We start from the raw sequence: 16,738 nt of genomic DNA on the forward strand, positions 1-16,738 counted from the left end.
TTTTGCGCTTCTTTTGTGTTTCGTTTCTTGTGTTTTTTTCTCTTTTATTTCTTGTGTTCTGTAGCAGTATGACGCAATTTCAGCATCAAGATACTCAAGGCCAATGCAAACGTCATAGCATTAGCCAGAATCAATGGCCACTTCTCAATAATCAAACCATACACCAGCCATAAACCCACCCCTGCCGTAAACAAAGAATACATTCCCAACGATATTCCAGATAGGTCACGGGTTCTCCATGACCAAATGGCCTGAGGCAGAAATGCAATAGTAGTTAAGAATGCAGCGCAATAACCAATGATGTCTATTTGATGGGGTTCAAGGCTCATGTTTTGATTGTAATTAGAGATGAGTCGCTAAGTAAATTCAGGAATTTACCGTACTGAACCCATTTTTGGAGATAATCAGATCTGCAGTTCAACTATTACTAAAAACATATGAGACAACAACTAATTCGCTGGTTTGGCGCAGCCCTATGCGTCTCTACTGCCTTCATCTTTACCGTACCCGCAGTCGCCCAGAATGATGCGGCAGTTAAAAATTATCCGGATAAGCCAATACGACTAGTCATACCCTTTCCTCCGGGTGGTGCCACTGACGTCATTGGCCGAATCATGGCGCAAGAGCTTTCCAAGACAATTGGGCAGCAAGTAGTTCCAGATAATCGAGCCGGAGATAGCGGCAATATTGGTGCTGACATGGTGGCCAAATCTGCGCCTGATGGATACACCCTATTAATGGGCGCCCTAACTTCCCACTCCATCAACAGCAATTTAGACAAAGACAGAATCAAATACAACTTAGAAAAAGATTTCACACCCGTTGCGGTGGTTGGAGTTGTGCCTCTTGTTTTTGTCGTGAATCCTTCGGTTCCCGTTAAGAACATGAAAGAATTCATTGCTTATGCCAAAGCCAATCCAGGCAAACTAACCTTTGCCTCATCAGGTGCAGGCGCGCCCCAACGTCTCGCAATGGAAATGTTCCGCTATCAACTGGGCTTAGATTTATTACATGTGCCATATAAAGGTAGCGGCCCTGCAATGACAGACCTTGTTGGCGGTCAAGTCTTATCCATGTCAGAAACTGTGCCAGCTGCTTTGCAATTTATTCAAGCGGGTCAACTGAGAGCGCTAGCCGTCACAACCAACAAGCGTATTAGCCAATTGCCTGATGTGCCGACTATTACTGAAGCTACTGGTCTGCCCAACTTTGATGTGGTCAGCATGTTTGGTATTGAAGCACCTGCAGGAACTCCAAAATTGATAGTCAATAAATTAAGTGCGGAGATCAAAACTATCTTGCAACGCTCAGATGTGCAAGAACGCATGCTCGCCGCTGGCGTTTATGTGAACTACCTATCTCCTGCTGAATCCAGCAAGCGTATTACTCGTGAGCTCAATATGTGGGCCAAAGTGATTAAGGATGCCAATATCAAAGCAGATTAAGTAATGCATTTATTGATATTCAAGTGGATGCAATAAAGGGCCTCAATGAGGCCCTTTATTTTTATACGGCAAGGAATTCTGATGAAGTGGGTTTTTTACTCAGCTTCAATTTTTGCTTGCTGAGCTACTTGCTCCCACTTCTTCTTTTCAGCGGCAATAAAGATCTTGGTATTTGCTGGTGTATCCCCCACAGCCCAACCACCCAAATCTTTCCAGCGCTGCTTGATTTCAGGGGTTTCAAGTGATTTCTTCACAGCCGCATACAGCTTATCAACAATCGGCTTTGGTGTTCCCGCTGGAACAAATAAACCAAACCATGCCGTTACGTCAAAGCTAGGATAGCCCGACTGAATCATCGTTGGCACATCTGGTAGCTCGGCAACACGGTTCTTGCTGGTCACCGCTAAAGCGCGTAACTTTCCAGACTTGATGTACTGCATTGAACTAGGCAAGTTATCGACCATCATGCTGGTTTGGCCAGCCAATAAATCAGCCAAGGCTGGACCAGCACCTTTGTAAGGCACATGAATAATATCGATGCCTGCTTGGGCCTTAAACAATTCCCCGGACATATGAATTGACTGACCCCGCCCAGAAGACGCAAACGAATATTTACCAGGATTCGCTTTTGCTAAAGCAACCAACTCAGCCACAGTCTTCGCGGGAACTTCAGGATTCACAACTAAGACATTTGGGTTGGCAATCACAATAGTGACTGGCTCCATATCTTCCATTTTGTAAGGAAGATTTTTATATAGGCTGTAGTTAATGGCATTTGGGCCAATGTTGCCCATCGCCATGGTGTAACCATCAGCTGGCGCAGCCAACAAAGCCTGAATACCGATAATCCCCGCACCACCCGCCTTATTCTCCACAATCACAGGCTGACCCAATTCTTTGCCTAATACATCCGATAAAGCGCGTGAGGCAATATCCGTGGTTCCACCAGGCGCTGCAGTCACAATAATTTTGACTGGCTTATTTGGGAATGGTTGCGCGAATGCTGATGCAACCGCAAATGCGGTTGCAAAGATGGCCGCACCCAAAGTCGCACACTTCTTACGCCAAAACATATACTGATTCATCCCGTCTCCAACTTTTTTTATATTGATGAACTAACTAGGTAGTTAATGAGTAGTTAAAATTACTTTTTATTCATTCCTGCTTTGCGAGCTTCAATCTCTTTATTGATTGCTGCAATGGTTTTGGCATCTGGTGACTTCCAGTTTCCACCGGAGTTATTGACCATATAAACCAATGCATCGGAGAAACCTTCAACGCTTAAATTAGGACTGCCTCCCTTGGGCGGCATACCGCGCACTCCAAAGTAGGCATGTGCCGTTAAGGTTACTTGACCTTCCGCAATAAGTGGCGCCCACTTGGCCTTGTCGCCAAACTTCGGCGCATTTAATACACCCGCCCCATGGCAATTTACACATACTTGCTTATAGGTATTTTCGCCAGACTGGGCATTGGCCATCCCAGACAAAGACAGCAAAACGGACACTATCGCAACAAGTTGTAATGGATGCTGAAATTTCATGATGCGCATAACTCCAATTTAAGGTTGTGATTTTTTAACACGCTCAGTCCAAAGCTGCCAAGGTCTGCCAATCGTTTTCTCGATCGTCTCTTGAGAAATGGTGGCTTCACCAGGTGTTAGATATTGGACTTGACCCATCTTCATCGCCTCAGACTGAATGCTGGCATTTTGAATTGCATAGATTGCTCGAAACACGGCTTTTTTGATTGAGTCACCACCTGCTGCATAGCCATGACCACGCATCAATACAAAGTATTGCAAGCCCATGGTTTGAGATAAAGCATTTCCTAACTCCACATTGCTAATAAACATATCTGTATCGGGATTTGGCTTAGCAAAATTACGAATCTCAAATATCGGCGCGCCCTCACCCAGGAAGGAGCTCATGTGATAGACCGGCTTTAAGGTGGTACCAGTTAAGCCATAAGGCAAGATGGGTGGCGCATGTCCATGAATTACTGAATTAAGGTCTGGTCGGTTTTTCAAAATACCGCTATGTATAAAGCGCTCGCCATAAGCCACCCTCGTATCGCCGTTGAGCGCTTTACCGCTCATATCAAACTCAATAATGTCTTCAACCTTAACGGTCGATGGAGCAACGCTTCTAGCTAAAAAGAAAGTATTGGGATTGGCTGGATTACGCACGCTGATGTGGCCATAGCCATCAACTGCATTTTGGTCATACAAAATGTGATTCGCGATCACTAGCTCTTCAATTGCGGCTTTTACTTTGGGGTCTTGGTCCATCTGCTCCTGCACTGATACCGCAAAGGTATTCGTGATGCCAAACACCAGACATGAAATCAGAATTTTTTTCATTATTCAACCTTACCGATCTTGCGAACGACGTCGCCCATCTGCGCAGATTCCTTATCCCAGAAGACTTTGAATTCTGGCGCATCCATGTATTGAATTGGACTTCCAGCGCCATTAATTACAGCACGCACACGCTCATCATTTGCCGCTTGCTTCGCGGCTTCACGCAACTTATTGGTAATGTAATCGGGGGTAGCGCTCGGCACAAAGAGACCAGCCCATTGTGAGAATTCAATCTTCACACCCATTTCCTTAAAGCTAGGCACCTCAGGCATGCTTGCCAATCTGCCATCACCCCAATGCGCCAAAGCGCGGACTTTGCCTGCTTTGATTTGCTGGACGATTGAAGAAGGTCCTGTCGCAATCGCATCAACCTGACCACCCAAAAGCCCCACAATCGCTGGACCAGCGCCTGTATATGGAATATGCACCATATAAAACTTTTCAGAAGACTTGAGCATCTCCATGGGCACATGCATCGTTCCGTAGTTGCCCGATGAACCAAAATTGTATTTACCAGGATTAGCGCGCATCGCAGCTACAAAAGATTTGTAATCCCTCCAAGGGCTATCAGCTCTCACAACCAATACCGTTGGATCAGCAGTAAAGCGTGCGATTGGTTTGAGTTGATTTAATTGAAAGGACTGTTCGCGCCCCACTACTTTGTCAGCCTCAGGAATAATCGAGATAGACGATAAAGCCATCAAGATGGTGTATCCATCGGGTTTCGCTTTAGCTACTGCCGCCATCCCAATACCGCCACCAGCGCCTGCTTTGTTTTCCACGACAACGGGTTGTCCCAGGATGCGAGTTAAGGCTTCCGCCACAGGTCTACCTACAGCATCAGCAACGCCGCCTGGCGGAAAAGGCACAACCATGGTGATCGGTCTTGTTGGCCAAACTTCTGGCGCTTGCGCAAATGCCGCAATAGAAATAAAACATGCCACAAAGTAGCTTAGCGCACGGCCAAGTGTAAAGATTTGTCTCATTTTTGCCCCTGAATCGTAATTTAGTTATTATTTATGCTCTTTATCCTACTACAAGAATGATCACAATAATCAAGGGTTAGCATAGACATAACCCCCACTGGAGATAACAATCATGAAATACGCTGCATTTTCTTTAATCAAAGAGCCCTCAAAGACTCGTGTTGGCATCGTCTCCGCGGACGAAAAGACTATTCAAGAATTGGATTTAGGGGTTGATGTCAGTGAAGAAGGGATCGTCGCTATTCTGAAGGCGGATCTTGCGGGCAAAACACCTAAGCCTGTAGCAACGCACGCAATGAATGAAATACGCTTACTTGCCCCCGTACCCCGTCCACGTAGAAATATTTTCTGCGTTGGCAAAAACTATCACGAACACGCTAAGGAATTTTCGAATAGCGGCTTTGATGGAAGCGCAAAACCAGGTGAAGACATTCCCTCACACGCGATTTTCTTTACCAAACCACCCGAAGCTGTAACAGGCCCAAACACAAACGTCATTATTCCGACAGCTGTTTCTACTTGCATTGACTATGAAGCTGAATTAACGATTGTAATTGGCAAAGGCGGCAAAGGCATTAGCGAAGCAGATGCCTTGAAGCATGTCTGGGGCTACACCGCCATCAATGATGTGACTGCACGTGATTGGCAACAACGCCACAAACAATGGTTTTTGGGTAAGAGCTTTGACACCTTCTGCCCAATGGGTCCATGGGTAGTCACTGCCGATGAAGTAAAGCACGATGACATCCCTGTTAAGTGCTGGGTCAATGGCGAATTACGCCAGAACTCCAATACCAAAGACTTCATCTTTGATATTCCGAATATGATCGCTACAGTTTCAGCTGGAATCACACTCTACCCTGGCGATCTTATTGCCACCGGTACACCAGTTGGGGTTGGTATCGGATTTAAACCACCAAAATATTTAGTCAACGGTGATGTCGTCGTCGTTGAAATGGGTGGCATTGGAAAACTTGAGAATACTTTTATTGCCGAATAAATCCTTTATTTAGTAATTCGTTTTCTTAATGAAGAAAGCCACCCTAGGGTGGCTTTTGTTTTACCAAACAGGCATCAAGTATTCACGCCTATCCCAATCATCCCAATCCAAAATGAACGGCGATGCGATAGGTAATGAAGGATGCTATATATGCTAGTCCGAACAAGTAACTCAACATCACGGCTGGAATCTTCCATCCACCGGTTTCGCGCTTAACGGCAGCGATAGTGGATAGACACTGAGGGGCAAATACAAACCATGCCAATAGGGAAAGCGCGGTAGCCAAGGACCAATCACTAGAAATCAGCGGTATCAATGCCTCAGCAGCATCCGCGCTTGAGCTGGATAAAGCGTAAACCGTAGCCAATGAACTCACCACTACTTCACGTGCAGCCATTCCAGGAACTAAGGCAATACTGATTTGCCAGTTAAATCCGATAGGTGAAAAGATGTGTGCCAGCGCTTCACCCAACATACCCGCGAAACTATATTCAATCGGCGGTAAGGTTGCACCTTCTGGCGGCAACGGAAAGCTAGAGAGTACCCAGAGCCCAATTGTCATTACCAATATGACGCCGCCAACTCGGTGCAAGAAGATTTCCGCACGCTGCCATAAGCTAATGGCCAGATTGCCTATTCGAGGAAGGTGATAACTAGGCAACTCCATCATCAACACATTGGTGCGGAACTGCTCACTCGCAAAGCGCTTTAAGACCCAAGCAACCCCCATTGCCCCTAATATTCCAGCAAGATAAAGCAAGAACAACACCAATCCCTGCAAATCAATATTGCCCCATAGCTTTTGCTGAGGAATAAATGCAGAGATCAATAATGCGTATACCGGCAAACGCGCTGAGCAAGTCATCATGGGCGCAATCAAAATAGTTACCAAGCGATCACGCGTATTAGAAATACTTCTTGTCGCCATAATTCCAGGAATTGCGCAGGCAAAACTTGAAAGCAAAGGAATAAATGAGCGGCCAGACAAACCCACCGACCCCATTACCCTATCCAATAGATAAGCAGCCCTTGGCAAGTAGCCAGACTCTTCGAGCAACAAAATAAAGAAAAACAAAATCAAAATTTGAGGCAAGAAAATCACTACACCACCAAGACCCGCCAGAATGCCATTGATCAGCAAACTACGTAGCCATGTATCCGGAAGAATGCTGCTGATTTGACCGCCGAGATATTCAACTGAAGTCTTAATCATTTCCATGGGTACCGTAGCCCAACTAAATACCGCCTGGAATATAAAGAAGAGCAACGCCACTAAAATAATGGGGCCCATTACTGGGTGTAATAAGACCGAATCTAATCGATCACTCAGGCGATCAGGAATGATTTGATCTAAGCCTAAGTTTTGTAAGATGCGTTGCACCTGCACATTGTCAGCCTCAGCATGAGCGATATGTGAAGCCACATTTTCTAGAGTGGCATCACCAGTGCCTGTGCGTAGCGTATTGAGATTACGCCAGTCTAGTTCCGCCAAAAATGACTTGATCTCATCAGCGCCATTGGTCTGAATGCCCACACTAGTTACAACTGGCAAACCTAGCTCTTTTGAAAGCGCTGTCGTATCAATCTCTAAACCTTGCCGCTTAGCAATATCAAGCATATTGAGAACAACCACGCAAGGCAAACCCAATCGCTTTGCGGCTAATACTAGACGCAGATTACGACGTAAGTTCATTGCACTCAAAATACATAGAACCAAATCGGGACGCTTCTCACCCTCCGCCCTGCCCAACAACACATTGCAAGTGACGCGCTCATCAAGCGATCTAGGATAAAGACTATAAGCACCCGGCAAATCCAATATGCGAACACTTTTTCCTGAGGCTAAAGTTAAGCGCCCCTCTTTGCGTTCAACAGTAACACCAGAGTAATTAGCAACCTTTTGTCGACTGCCAGTGAGTAAATTAAATAGTGCAGTTTTTCCGCAATTGGGATTTCCCAATAAGGCAACGAGAGGTTCACTTGGAAAAAAATGAACTGTGGACTCAGTCATTGACCGACTCCACTTCAATCATGCGCGCTTCGGAGTGGCGCAATGCAAATGTCGAGGCACCCACCCGAACAAGATAAGGCCCTTTTTTTAGGAGACCCTTACGCAATAAAGTGACCTGCTCGCCCGGCAAAAAACCAATATCCTCCAACTGCCCCTTAATTTGAGGGGCACCTTTAGGTGCATTTACGACGCTCACCCGATAAAGACTGCCTAGACTGACTTGGTCTAAATTCATGCAATGTGTTCAATACGATTGGTTTTGCCTGCTGATAGCTCATTATAGCGACAAATGAGAATGAATATCATTCATGCAAAATGATGGGATTTCAGGGCAATAATGCGGGATTTTTAGTCCTCAATGCTTGATCCAAAACAAAAGTGTGGGCACTAATGCATACTGATTAAAACTCTTATCCATAGATCATCATGTACTTACCAAAACACTTTGCTATAGATAACCCAACCCTACTAGCGCAGATCATTCATGAGTATCCGCTCGCTACCATTGCTGGCAATCTCAACGGTCAACTCGAAGTTAACCACGTGCCCTTGATGTTAAGTGCCGATAAAAAGAAGTTATATGGTCATATCGCCAGAATGAATCCACTCATGAAGATTGCGCAGAGTTCAGATACATCAGTCACTGCAATCTTCAACGGGCCCAATGCTTACATCACACCTGCATGGTATCCATCAAAAAAAGAATCGGGGAAAGTAGTGCCGACCTGGAACTATGCGGTAGTTCATGCGCAAGGCAATATCAAACTCATTGAAGATGCGCAGTGGCTCAGAAGTCATGTAGCCCAAATGACTGATATTCATGAGCCCACCTATCAATCCAACTGGAAACTAGATGATGCCCCAGAGGAATATGTGCAGACTATGCTGAAAGCGATTGTCGGTATTGAAATCGATATTCAGAATCTAGTTGGCAAATTTAAGCTTAGCCAAAATCGGCCTCCTGAGGACTACGCTGCGGTAGTGGATGAGTTAGACCAATCGCCTCAAGAAATGCTGCAGGCTATGCGCCAATACATGAAGCCGTAATTTAATTATTAGCTAAGGTATTGCGTAACCATACTTAATCAAGATTGCCTTAGCCTGAGCACCCTGCATAAATCGATACAGATCTTTGGCCTCCTGCGGCGCGCCCTTAACCAGAACCATTCTTTGTCTGATAGGGTCATAAAGTTTAGGGTTGAGCGGAATGAAATTTGTTTCTTTAATCACCTCGGGTGACTTGGCAAGAGAAAGTGCAGTAAAGCCAATCTCTGCAGCTCCAGTTACAACATAGGTCGTTGCGACTCCGATGTTGTCTCCGTAAACCAATTTATCTTTAGCAAGATCCCATAACCCTTCAGCCTTTAAGAACTCAACCGCCGCTTTTCCATAAGGCGCTAACTCTGGCTTGGCAATCGCAACCTTGTTAGCCTTAGCAATCGCTTTTGCCAACTCCGCTTTGTTATCCATCAACACGATTCCTGAATTCGTTTTAGCAATCAAGGCCAACTTACCTATGGCGTAAACAGCTCCCTCATCAATCGTCTTGCCGTTCTTATAAAGCTCCATTGGGAAATGTTCATCCGCAGCAATAAACAAATTAAATGGCGCACCATTCATGATCTGAGCAGTGAAATTGCCTGACGAGCCATAAACCACCCTCATATCTGTCTTGCCGGTTGATTTAAATGCTGATGAAATTTCAGCAAAAGCATCTTTCATATTGGCGGCAACGGCAACCGTTGTGCTTTGTGCAAACGCAATGTTTGCACATAACAAAAGGGGAGCTAGCAGTGAAGTTGAGAAAAGTGACATGGGAAACTATTCTAGTCAATCACCAACTCTAGAGCCAATTTTGAACTTGGCGATTCAGACTAATAGATTTATAGCCTGACGTGTTTCCTGAGTAACTACGGATCTTACGAATCAACTTAGATGACTCTGGATGAGAAAGCATATCTTTATGCATGGCGATGAAAAATATCTCATCTTTTAGTGGCACGAAACCCAGTCCATTTTCTAATGCGATATTTTTAACCCCAAGGCCAACGTCAGCCTTACCAGCCAAAATCGCGTTGGCAACCGCGGAATGGGTAAATTCTTCATGAAGGTAGCCATTAATGTCTGCCGGCTCAATACCCTGCTCCAGCAATAAGGTATCAAGTAATAGCCTCGTACCAGAGCCAATCTGGCGGTTGATAAATCGAATTTTAGGGTTAAGCAAATCCTCTATCGCCTGAATATGAAATGGATTTCCCTTCTTCACAATGAAGCCCTGCGTGCGCTTCATCACGGGAAAGATTTCAATATTGTGCTTACGCAATCGCTGATGTATTACCTGTGAACTTTTTTCATCTGATACGTGATAGCCAGCAATATGGGCATTGTTGTTCAATAGCTGCTCTAAAGACTCTCCGGATCCAGCAATCTTTAAACCGAATCCTTTAACCTCAGCAGCAGCTTTCTGAATGATTGAATCACTGCTGGAATAAAAGCTCCAGCGAGCACCCTCTAGCTTCTGGTGTTTCTTGATTTCTCTTTGCAAAGCATCTTGATAGCTCACTCCATGTTGCGCATAAGACCCTTGCATTTCTTCAATGAATTGACATAGAAATGAGCCGAACTCTGTCAACTTGGATCCATGGCCTTTAGTGCGAATCATCAAAGGTATGCCAAGGCTTGCCTCCACCTGATTCAATTTTCCCCAAACTCCACGATATGAGATGCCAGAGTTCTTGCTAGCCAAAACCAATGAACTACCGCCACGAATATCCTTCAATAACCCTACTAACCAGTAAAGATCAATGGCATCCCTCTCGGGGTCTTGGGTATTCAGAATCAGGGTTGGTCGAGCTTCAATTCGCATATGTAATTTTTTGCATATTCATTAAGTATTAATGTATGCGATGATACAAATTTACACAACCCCCATAGCATTTAATTGAGGAATTTCATGAAAAAGCTTTTTCACTCACTTTTATTAAGTCTTGCACTCATAAGTGCAGTCTTGGCTCCGAATGCTCAAGCCCAGGAAAAAAGCATCATTATTTCTTCCACAACATCTACTGAGCAGTCTGGCTTATTTGGATACATCCTGCCTATCTTTAAGATGAAATCAGGTATTGATGTCAAAGTTGTCGCTGTTGGCACTGGTCAAGCACTAGACATTGGTCGTCGTGGTGATGCTGATGTGGTCTTTGTGCATGACAAACCCGCTGAAGAGCAATTTGTACAAGACGGCTATGCGACAAAACGCTATGAAGTCATGTACAACGACTTTATATTGATTGGCCCCAAGTCTGATCCTGCGAAAGTGGGCGGTGGCAAAGACATTCAAACAGCATTCCAGAAAATTGCCGCAGCGCAAGCGCCTTTTATCTCCCGTGGAGATAAAAGCGGTACACATGCTGCTGAACTTCGTTATTGGAAAGGTGCAGGCATTGCTGTTTCACCAAGTCAGTCTTGGTACAAAGAAACAGGATCGGGCATGGGCCCTGCTCTTAACACCGCTTCCGCAATGAATGGCTACATTCTTGCCGATCGAGGCACATGGTTAAGCTTTAAAAATCGTGGCGACTTAACAATCCTTGTTCAAGGCGACCCCAAACTCTTTAATCAATATGGCGTGATGTTGGTGAACCCAGCGAAATTCCCTTCGGTCAAGAAAGCGGAGGGACAGGCATTTATTGATTGGTTAGTTTCCAAGAATGGTCAAGACGTGATTGCAAGCTATCAAATTGGTGGAGAGCAACTCTTCTTTCCCAATGCGAAGAAATAGCCGTTTTTGATTACCCTATAGAAAAAGCCCGCATTTGCGGGCTTTTCTTTTAGCTGGATTAATCCAGCGTATTGCATATTAAGAATTACTTCTTAGGTGTTACAAAACCAATCGCGGTATCGTCCACAAACTCAACCATGACATCGTCACCAGCTTTAAATTTCTCGAGACCGAGAACGCTTGGATCAACCTTAACCTTTTGCTTCTCACCGCTAGGCATTGTAAAAGTTACGATGCGGGTTTTTTGATCGATTGTGCCGATCTTTACTGTTGCATAAATCGTATCAGTAGTTTCTTCGAATGGTTTTGCAGATCCTTTACCAGCAATCACAACAGAACGCACACCAGAAACACCTGGTTTAGCATCTTTCCCAGCGGCAGTTAATCCAACTGCAATCGCTTGCGCATGCTCAACCAAGAAAACATCCCCCTTCTTTACTTTGTCCAAGTCATTTACAGACTTAGCAACGTTCATCTGCGCCAAATTGCCGTTCGCGTCTTTCAAGACAACGATACGTTTTTTTGCATCAACTGAATCAACAGTCGCACCAAGCACAACTACATCAGCAGCCAAAGGCAACATTTTTGTAGGCAATTGAGCAAATGCGGAAGCGGTAAAGGCAACACCAATAGCGGCGAATAAGCCAGCAAGTAAAGATTTCTTCAAAGTAACTCCTAATTGAATAAAGGGTTTATGGATTCAAGAACGAATCGCTATTTTTATTGTAACCACAATTAATAAGCTTCCAATCAGGGATTTATTTGATAAATTGGGAGGATTATCTACAAAAGACCTATGCATTTGGACATCCTCATTAGACCGTGGCAAGAAGCTCAAAAAAACGCCTTTAAGGTCAGGCACGAGGTTTTTATCCTCGAGCAGAAAGTGCCAGAAGATCTTGAAATCGATGAATTCGACCCTGCAGCCTTCCACGTCCTTGCCTACTCTGACAATACCTGCATTGGGACAGCTAGATTGCATATTAATAATGAAGGTTTTGGCCAGATTGGACGCATGGCGGTATTGCCCTCATTTCGCAATAAAGGGCTAGGCCGAGAAATCATGAAGGCACTGATTGGCACTGCAAAATCAAAAGGGATTTCCTCCCTCACATTGCACGCCCAAGTAAGCGCAATTCCATTCTATGAAAAGCTTGGTTTTATAGCCAATGGGCCTATATACGATGAAGCAGGCATCCCTCACCGTAATATGATGATGGTATTACCAATCTAGATTTGCTTTCTATGACCAACTCCACCAACCCAAACCCTTCCGCCCTTGCCGAATTTACTTACGTTCATCGCGTTTGTTATTCCGATACCGATGCAGCTGGTTTTGTCTATCACGGTCGTTACCTTGAAATCTTTGAACGTAGCCGTGCAGAATGGCTTGCGCAACGTGGCCAAAGCCCAACCAAGCTCATGAATGAGTTCAATATAGTGATGCCAGTTCGTGAGCTCACTATGAACTTCTACAAACCAGGCAGACTGGATGACCTCTTGCATATTGACCAAGTGATTGAGCATCGTGGTCGCACGCAAGTCAGCGTTAAGCAAACCGCTCAACGCAAGCTTCCCGATAGCGATGAAATGCAAGTCATTGCCAGCGCTACGCTTCACATTGTCTGTGTTGATACCAATACGCTTAAACCGAAGGCGTGGCCCGAGTGGTTGTTTCAAGACCAATAGACCGGAGGTATTTCTACGATGGAGAAAATGATGGTCGATGGCAAGCTTCTCACCTTTGTTAAAGAATTAAGTCAACTGCTTGATCAGAATCCCAGCGAAGAAATTATTTTTACTAAAGGCAAAAAACTGCTCCAGGATCTTATTGCGGTAGATGACTGGCTTCCAGCGGAATTTACAAAGCCGCATCCGCAGTATTACCAGCAATATCTTCTGTATGCAGACCCATTAGATCGTTTCTCCATTGTGAGTTTTGTCTGGGGTCCTGGACAAAAGACGCCTGTCCATAACCATACGGTTTGGGGCATGGTCGGGCAATTACGTGGCGAAGAAAAAGGTACGCCCTACCATCGACAGCCTGAAGGTGGATTTAAAGCAGGTGATCCTTGCATCTGCCCTCCGGGTCATGTCGACACTGTCTCTCCGAAGACGCACGATATCCATGTGGTGGAGAACAATCTTTCAGATCAAACGTCAATCAGCATTCATGTTTATGGCGGCAATATCGGCAGAATTCAGCGCTCCGTCTTCGATCCAGTTACCGGCGCCGAGAAACCCTTTGTATCTGGCTACGCCAATACCTTAATTCCCAATCTTTGGAATCCTTAGTAACAGCAACCTGATTCGCTAAAATAGACAGGTTATCGCGGCATGCAGTCTGATGCCTTCGCCCTTTTCTATTTATCACTCGGAAAACCATGACTATTTCTCGTCGCTCAGCTATTAAAACTATTGCGGGTGCATTTGCTCTGCCAACACTCAATCCAATTTCTTCTGCATTCGCTCAAGCCAATCCGAATTGGTCAACTTATGAAATCGTCACAGAAGTCAATTTGGAATCGCCCAATGGCTTTGCGGAAACATGGATTCCATTGCCTCTCGTTTTTGATACGAACTACTTCCGCACTCTAGCAATCAGACCAGAGTCTAGCGATCCTAAAGCAGTCAATCAAATTTATGAAACTGCAGACAAGCAAGCACGCATGCTCTGGACAAAGTGGGACAAATCCGCGACGAATCACAGCGTCAAAGTATCGATACTGGTAAGCACCTGCAATCGCAATCTTGAAATTAATCAAGCCAATCCCGCATTAACTCTTTCAAAAGCAGAGAAGAGTTATTGGACACGCGGCACAAAATATCTACCAACTGATGGCATCGTGAAGGCTAAGGCACAAGAATGTCTTGCAAATGTGCCAGCTAATGCAACTGATGTTGAAAAAGCCAAAGCAATCTACAACTGGGTAGTTGATAACACCCATCGTGATCCAAAGACTCGTGGCTGCGGTCAAGGCGACGTGAAGTTGATGCTTGAAACCAATAATCTCGGCGGTAAGTGCGCTGATATCAATGCGGTATTTGTGGCGCTTGCCCGCTCTGCCGGCATTCCAGCTCGTGATGTTTACGGTATCCGTATTGCAGACTCCGCTCGCGGTTACAAGAGCCTAGGTAAATCAGGCGATATCACTAAAGCGCAACACTGCCGTGCTGAGTTCTACGCTACTGGTTATGGCTGGATGCCTGTTGATCCTGCCGATGTGCGCAAAGTAATCCTAGAAGAAACTGGTGGTCTCGCAGTAAACGATCCAAAAGTATTGGCTATTCGTGATTACCTCTTTGGTAATTGGGAAATGAATTGGATGGCCTACAACTATGGCCATGACATCGCACTCCCAGGATCAAAACTTGGAAGCAAGGCTGACATCCCATTCTTAATGTATCCACAAGCAGAAAATACAGAAGGTCGTTTTGACTCACTTGATCCTGATAACTTCAAATACAAGATCACCAGCCGTCAAATCTCTTAATCATTTAAGGGATTGCTTTTAATGAGATATACCAAGCCAGTTCTAGACGTTGCTCTAGCACTGGCTTTTGTTTTTCTCACTTGTGTTGCATCGAGCGTCAACGCCCAATGGCAACCGGCATCCAAAGTTGGCTTAACCCAGACACCCCCAACTCAACTGAACAACCTTTCAGGAAAGCCAGTTGATTTATCTGAGTTCAAGGGCAAGGTTTTAGTAGTTAACTTCTGGGCAAGTTGGTGTGAGCCTTGCCGCGCTGAGTTTGAAGAGTTGATTCAGCTTCAGGAAAACTATGGCGGTAAAGGGTTAAAAGTATTCGCGATCAATCTTACGGAAATGAAGCCTCGTATTACGCAATTTCTTAAAGGAAGCGGGCTTCCTGAAAATGGCATTGAAATACTGCTCGATCGCAATAGCACGACCTATAAATCCTGGAAGGCGCGCGGAATACCAACAACATTCTTGGTGGGCAAGAATGGCAAGATAGAAGGTATTTGGATTGGGGCTATAGAGAATGTCGATAGCGAGGAAGTAAAAGGCAAGATTGAGGTCTTACTTCGCCAATAGTGCAATTTCGATCTTCTGATACCCTAACCATATGACTACAGCAACCACTCCTATCGAACCACGCCTTACCTCTCTCTCACATGGGGGTGGCTGTGGCTGCAAAATCGCGCCTGGTGTTCTCTCTGAGATCCTGAAGAATGTTCCGCAATTGCCTTTTCCTAAAGAACTCTTGATTGGCATTGAAACATCGGATGATGCTGCCGTATATCAGATCAATGAATCGCAAGCAATCGTTGCTACGACTGACTTCTTTATGCCCATCGTGGATGATCCATTTGATTTTGGAAAAATTGCGGCGACTAATGCGATCAGTGATATCTATGCCATGGGTGGTACACCGCTCTTCGCGCTTGCTTTGGTTGGCATGCCTATCAAAGTACTCTCCAACAAAACGATTGCCAGAATTTTGGAAGGTGGTGCGGAGGCTTGTCGTAGCGCAGGTATTCCTATTGCTGGTGGTCACACAATTGATTCGGTTGAGCCGATCTATGGACTAGTTGCCATTGGCATCGTTGATCCTAAGCACGTTAAAAGTAATGCAAGCGCTCAAGCTGGAGATGTTCTTATACTTGGCAAGCCATTGGGTGTAGGTATTTTGTCTGCAGCTCTCAAGAAAGATATGCTCGGTCCCGATGGTTATCGCGAGATGATTTCCAACACCACGAAACTGAACTCTGCTGGACCAGACTTAGCAAAAATCAATGGCGTGCATGCATTAACCGATGTCACTGGATTTGGCTTAGCTGGTCATACTCTTGAGCTAGCTCGTGCCTCTAATTGCACTGCTCACATCGATTGGAGTCAGGTACCCCTACTCTCCAATGTTCAAAATCTTGCCGATGATGGAGTTATTACTGGAGCGTCGGATCGTAATTGGCTAAGTTATGGCGACGAGGTGGGTATTCCTGCGGATTTCACTACAGCGCAACGCGCCCTCTTAACCGACCCTCAAACCAGTGGCGGCTTATTAGTATCGTGCAGCCCTGAGTCTGTTAAAGAAGTCTTGGATATCTTTAACCAACATCATTTTTTGGGCGCTCGCGTGATTGGTCAAATGAGCAAACGCCAAGGCAAGCCTCTGGCCGTTTCGTAAGCCAA

At 45.2% G+C, this 16,738-nt stretch carries 20 protein-coding genes; 10 read left to right on the plus strand and 10 right to left on the minus strand.

The window, feature by feature from the left end; translation table 11 throughout:
- Positions 1-44: 44 nt before the first annotated feature.
- Positions 45-329: a SemiSWEET transporter gene (locus DCO17_RS07020; RefSeq protein WP_173956038.1), complete on the minus strand. Its 285-nt coding sequence runs from the start codon at positions 327-329 to the stop codon at positions 45-47.
- 108 nt (positions 330-437) lie between these two features.
- Between DCO17_RS07020 and DCO17_RS07025 the strand changes: the two genes are divergently transcribed.
- Positions 438-1,445: a Bug family tripartite tricarboxylate transporter substrate binding protein gene (locus tag DCO17_RS07025; protein ID WP_173956039.1), complete on the plus strand. Its 1,008-nt coding sequence runs from the start codon at positions 438-440 to the stop codon at positions 1,443-1,445.
- 95 nt (positions 1,446-1,540) lie between these two features.
- Here DCO17_RS07025 and DCO17_RS07030 read toward each other — a convergent pair whose 3' ends face one another.
- The 4 genes from DCO17_RS07030 to DCO17_RS07045 are packed head-to-tail and all read right to left on the minus strand — an operon-like array spanning position 1,541 to position 4,793.
- Entirely contained in the window at positions 1,541-2,530 is a 990-nt protein-coding gene (locus DCO17_RS07030) for a Bug family tripartite tricarboxylate transporter substrate binding protein (RefSeq protein ID WP_254598731.1), read from the minus strand.
- Between the two features lie 59 nt (positions 2,531-2,589).
- Positions 2,590-2,988, minus strand: a complete 399-nt coding sequence (locus DCO17_RS07035) for a c-type cytochrome (protein WP_173956040.1) — start codon at positions 2,986-2,988, stop codon at positions 2,590-2,592.
- 18 nt (positions 2,989-3,006) lie between these two features.
- Positions 3,007-3,807, minus strand: a complete 801-nt coding sequence (locus DCO17_RS07040) for a class II aldolase/adducin family protein (RefSeq protein WP_173956041.1) — start codon at positions 3,805-3,807, stop codon at positions 3,007-3,009.
- Positions 3,807-4,793, minus strand: coding sequence for a tripartite tricarboxylate transporter substrate binding protein (locus tag DCO17_RS07045; RefSeq protein WP_173956042.1), 987 nt, complete (start codon positions 4,791-4,793; stop codon positions 3,807-3,809). The genes DCO17_RS07040 and DCO17_RS07045 overlap by 1 nt, the downstream gene beginning before the upstream one ends.
- 112 nt (positions 4,794-4,905) lie before the next feature.
- Here DCO17_RS07045 and DCO17_RS07050 point away from each other — a divergent pair, with 112 nt between their 5' ends.
- Complete coding sequence (locus DCO17_RS07050; protein ID WP_173956043.1) at positions 4,906-5,793, plus strand: fumarylacetoacetate hydrolase family protein; 888 nt, start codon at positions 4,906-4,908, stop codon at positions 5,791-5,793.
- Between the two features lie 97 nt (positions 5,794-5,890).
- On the opposite strand, the gene feoB is transcribed toward DCO17_RS07050, so the two are convergent.
- Both feoB and DCO17_RS07060 read right to left on the minus strand, forming a co-directional pair.
- Positions 5,891-7,804, minus strand: coding sequence for a ferrous iron transporter B (gene feoB, locus DCO17_RS07055; RefSeq protein ID WP_173956044.1), 1,914 nt, complete (start codon positions 7,802-7,804; stop codon positions 5,891-5,893).
- Complete coding sequence (locus DCO17_RS07060) at positions 7,797-8,039, minus strand: FeoA family protein (protein ID WP_173956045.1); 243 nt, start codon at positions 8,037-8,039, stop codon at positions 7,797-7,799. The genes feoB and DCO17_RS07060 overlap by 8 nt, the downstream gene beginning before the upstream one ends.
- A 191-nt stretch (positions 8,040-8,230) precedes the next feature.
- Between DCO17_RS07060 and DCO17_RS07065 the strand changes: the two genes are divergently transcribed.
- The gene (locus DCO17_RS07065; protein ID WP_173956046.1) at positions 8,231-8,851 is read left to right on the plus strand and encodes an FMN-binding negative transcriptional regulator; all 621 of its coding nucleotides are present in this window, start codon (positions 8,231-8,233) and stop codon (positions 8,849-8,851) included.
- A gap of 12 nt (positions 8,852-8,863) precedes the next feature.
- Here DCO17_RS07065 and modA read toward each other — a convergent pair whose 3' ends face one another.
- Entirely contained in the window at positions 8,864-9,619 is a 756-nt protein-coding gene (modA, locus tag DCO17_RS07070; protein ID WP_173956047.1) for a molybdate ABC transporter substrate-binding protein, read from the minus strand.
- A 28-nt stretch (positions 9,620-9,647) separates the two neighbouring features.
- A complete protein-coding gene (locus tag DCO17_RS07075) occupies positions 9,648-10,670 on the minus strand; it encodes a substrate-binding domain-containing protein (protein ID WP_173956048.1) in 1,023 nt (340 codons plus the stop codon).
- 87 nt (positions 10,671-10,757) lie between these two features.
- Between DCO17_RS07075 and DCO17_RS07080 the strand changes: the two genes are divergently transcribed.
- Positions 10,758-11,582, plus strand: coding sequence for an ABC transporter substrate-binding protein (locus tag DCO17_RS07080; protein ID WP_173956049.1), 825 nt, complete (start codon positions 10,758-10,760; stop codon positions 11,580-11,582).
- Between the two features lie 85 nt (positions 11,583-11,667).
- On the opposite strand, the gene DCO17_RS07085 is transcribed toward DCO17_RS07080, so the two are convergent.
- The gene (locus DCO17_RS07085) at positions 11,668-12,249 is read right to left on the minus strand and encodes a hypothetical protein (protein WP_173956050.1); all 582 of its coding nucleotides are present in this window, start codon (positions 12,247-12,249) and stop codon (positions 11,668-11,670) included.
- A gap of 129 nt (positions 12,250-12,378) precedes the next feature.
- On the opposite strand from DCO17_RS07085, the gene DCO17_RS07090 reads away from it, so the two are divergent.
- The 6 genes from DCO17_RS07090 (at position 12,379) to selD (ending at position 16,733) form a co-directional block, all read left to right on the plus strand.
- Positions 12,379-12,816 (plus strand): GNAT family N-acetyltransferase, encoded by a 438-nt coding sequence (locus tag DCO17_RS07090; RefSeq protein ID WP_173956051.1) that lies wholly within the window; start codon positions 12,379-12,381, stop codon positions 12,814-12,816.
- An 11-nt stretch (positions 12,817-12,827) separates the two neighbouring features.
- The gene (locus DCO17_RS07095; RefSeq protein ID WP_173956052.1) at positions 12,828-13,271 is read left to right on the plus strand and encodes a YbgC/FadM family acyl-CoA thioesterase; all 444 of its coding nucleotides are present in this window, start codon (positions 12,828-12,830) and stop codon (positions 13,269-13,271) included.
- 18 nt (positions 13,272-13,289) lie between these two features.
- Positions 13,290-13,877: a cysteine dioxygenase family protein gene (locus DCO17_RS07100; protein WP_254598732.1), complete on the plus strand. Its 588-nt coding sequence runs from the start codon at positions 13,290-13,292 to the stop codon at positions 13,875-13,877.
- Between the two features lie 89 nt (positions 13,878-13,966).
- A complete protein-coding gene (locus DCO17_RS07105; protein WP_217425409.1) occupies positions 13,967-15,076 on the plus strand; it encodes a transglutaminase-like domain-containing protein in 1,110 nt (369 codons plus the stop codon).
- A gap of 21 nt (positions 15,077-15,097) precedes the next feature.
- Positions 15,098-15,640, plus strand: coding sequence for a TlpA family protein disulfide reductase (locus tag DCO17_RS07110; RefSeq protein ID WP_173956053.1), 543 nt, complete (start codon positions 15,098-15,100; stop codon positions 15,638-15,640).
- 31 nt (positions 15,641-15,671) lie between these two features.
- Complete coding sequence (selD, locus tag DCO17_RS07115; protein ID WP_173956054.1) at positions 15,672-16,733, plus strand: selenide, water dikinase SelD; 1,062 nt, start codon at positions 15,672-15,674, stop codon at positions 16,731-16,733.
- Positions 16,734-16,738: the final 5 nt, after the last annotated feature.

It is taken from the genome of Polynucleobacter tropicus (genome assembly GCF_013307225.1).
GTDB lineage: Bacteria > Pseudomonadota > Gammaproteobacteria > Burkholderiales > Burkholderiaceae > Polynucleobacter > Polynucleobacter tropicus.

What these genes read in the sequence shown, in the direction of transcription:
- DCO17_RS07020 (WP_173956038.1), bottom strand. Translation starts at nt 329, where the DNA reads ATGAGCCTTGAACCCCATCAAATAGACATCATTGGTTATTGCGCTGCA.
- DCO17_RS07025 (WP_173956039.1), top strand. Translation starts at nt 438, where the DNA reads ATGAGACAACAACTAATTCGCTGGTTTGGCGCAGCCCTATGCGTCTCT.
- DCO17_RS07030 (WP_254598731.1), bottom strand. Translation starts at nt 2,530, where the DNA reads ATGAATCAGTATATGTTTTGGCGTAAGAAGTGTGCGACTTTGGGTGCG.
- DCO17_RS07035 (WP_173956040.1), bottom strand. Translation starts at nt 2,988, where the DNA reads ATGAAATTTCAGCATCCATTACAACTTGTTGCGATAGTGTCCGTTTTG.
- DCO17_RS07040 (WP_173956041.1), bottom strand. Translation starts at nt 3,807, where the DNA reads ATGAAAAAAATTCTGATTTCATGTCTGGTGTTTGGCATCACGAATACC.
- DCO17_RS07045 (WP_173956042.1), bottom strand. Translation starts at nt 4,793, where the DNA reads ATGAGACAAATCTTTACACTTGGCCGTGCGCTAAGCTACTTTGTGGCA.
- DCO17_RS07050 (WP_173956043.1), top strand. Translation starts at nt 4,906, where the DNA reads ATGAAATACGCTGCATTTTCTTTAATCAAAGAGCCCTCAAAGACTCGT.
- feoB (WP_173956044.1), bottom strand. Translation starts at nt 7,804, where the DNA reads ATGACTGAGTCCACAGTTCATTTTTTTCCAAGTGAACCTCTCGTTGCC.
- DCO17_RS07060 (WP_173956045.1), bottom strand. Translation starts at nt 8,039, where the DNA reads ATGAATTTAGACCAAGTCAGTCTAGGCAGTCTTTATCGGGTGAGCGTC.
- DCO17_RS07065 (WP_173956046.1), top strand. Translation starts at nt 8,231, where the DNA reads ATGTACTTACCAAAACACTTTGCTATAGATAACCCAACCCTACTAGCG.
- modA (WP_173956047.1), bottom strand. Translation starts at nt 9,619, where the DNA reads ATGTCACTTTTCTCAACTTCACTGCTAGCTCCCCTTTTGTTATGTGCA.
- DCO17_RS07075 (WP_173956048.1), bottom strand. Translation starts at nt 10,670, where the DNA reads ATGCGAATTGAAGCTCGACCAACCCTGATTCTGAATACCCAAGACCCC.
- DCO17_RS07080 (WP_173956049.1), top strand. Translation starts at nt 10,758, where the DNA reads ATGAAAAAGCTTTTTCACTCACTTTTATTAAGTCTTGCACTCATAAGT.
- DCO17_RS07090 (WP_173956051.1), top strand. Translation starts at nt 12,379, where the DNA reads ATGCATTTGGACATCCTCATTAGACCGTGGCAAGAAGCTCAAAAAAAC.
- DCO17_RS07095 (WP_173956052.1), top strand. Translation starts at nt 12,828, where the DNA reads ATGACCAACTCCACCAACCCAAACCCTTCCGCCCTTGCCGAATTTACT.
- DCO17_RS07100 (WP_254598732.1), top strand. Translation starts at nt 13,290, where the DNA reads ATGGAGAAAATGATGGTCGATGGCAAGCTTCTCACCTTTGTTAAAGAA.
- DCO17_RS07105 (WP_217425409.1), top strand. Translation starts at nt 13,967, where the DNA reads ATGACTATTTCTCGTCGCTCAGCTATTAAAACTATTGCGGGTGCATTT.
- DCO17_RS07110 (WP_173956053.1), top strand. Translation starts at nt 15,098, where the DNA reads ATGAGATATACCAAGCCAGTTCTAGACGTTGCTCTAGCACTGGCTTTT.
- selD (WP_173956054.1), top strand. Translation starts at nt 15,672, where the DNA reads ATGACTACAGCAACCACTCCTATCGAACCACGCCTTACCTCTCTCTCA.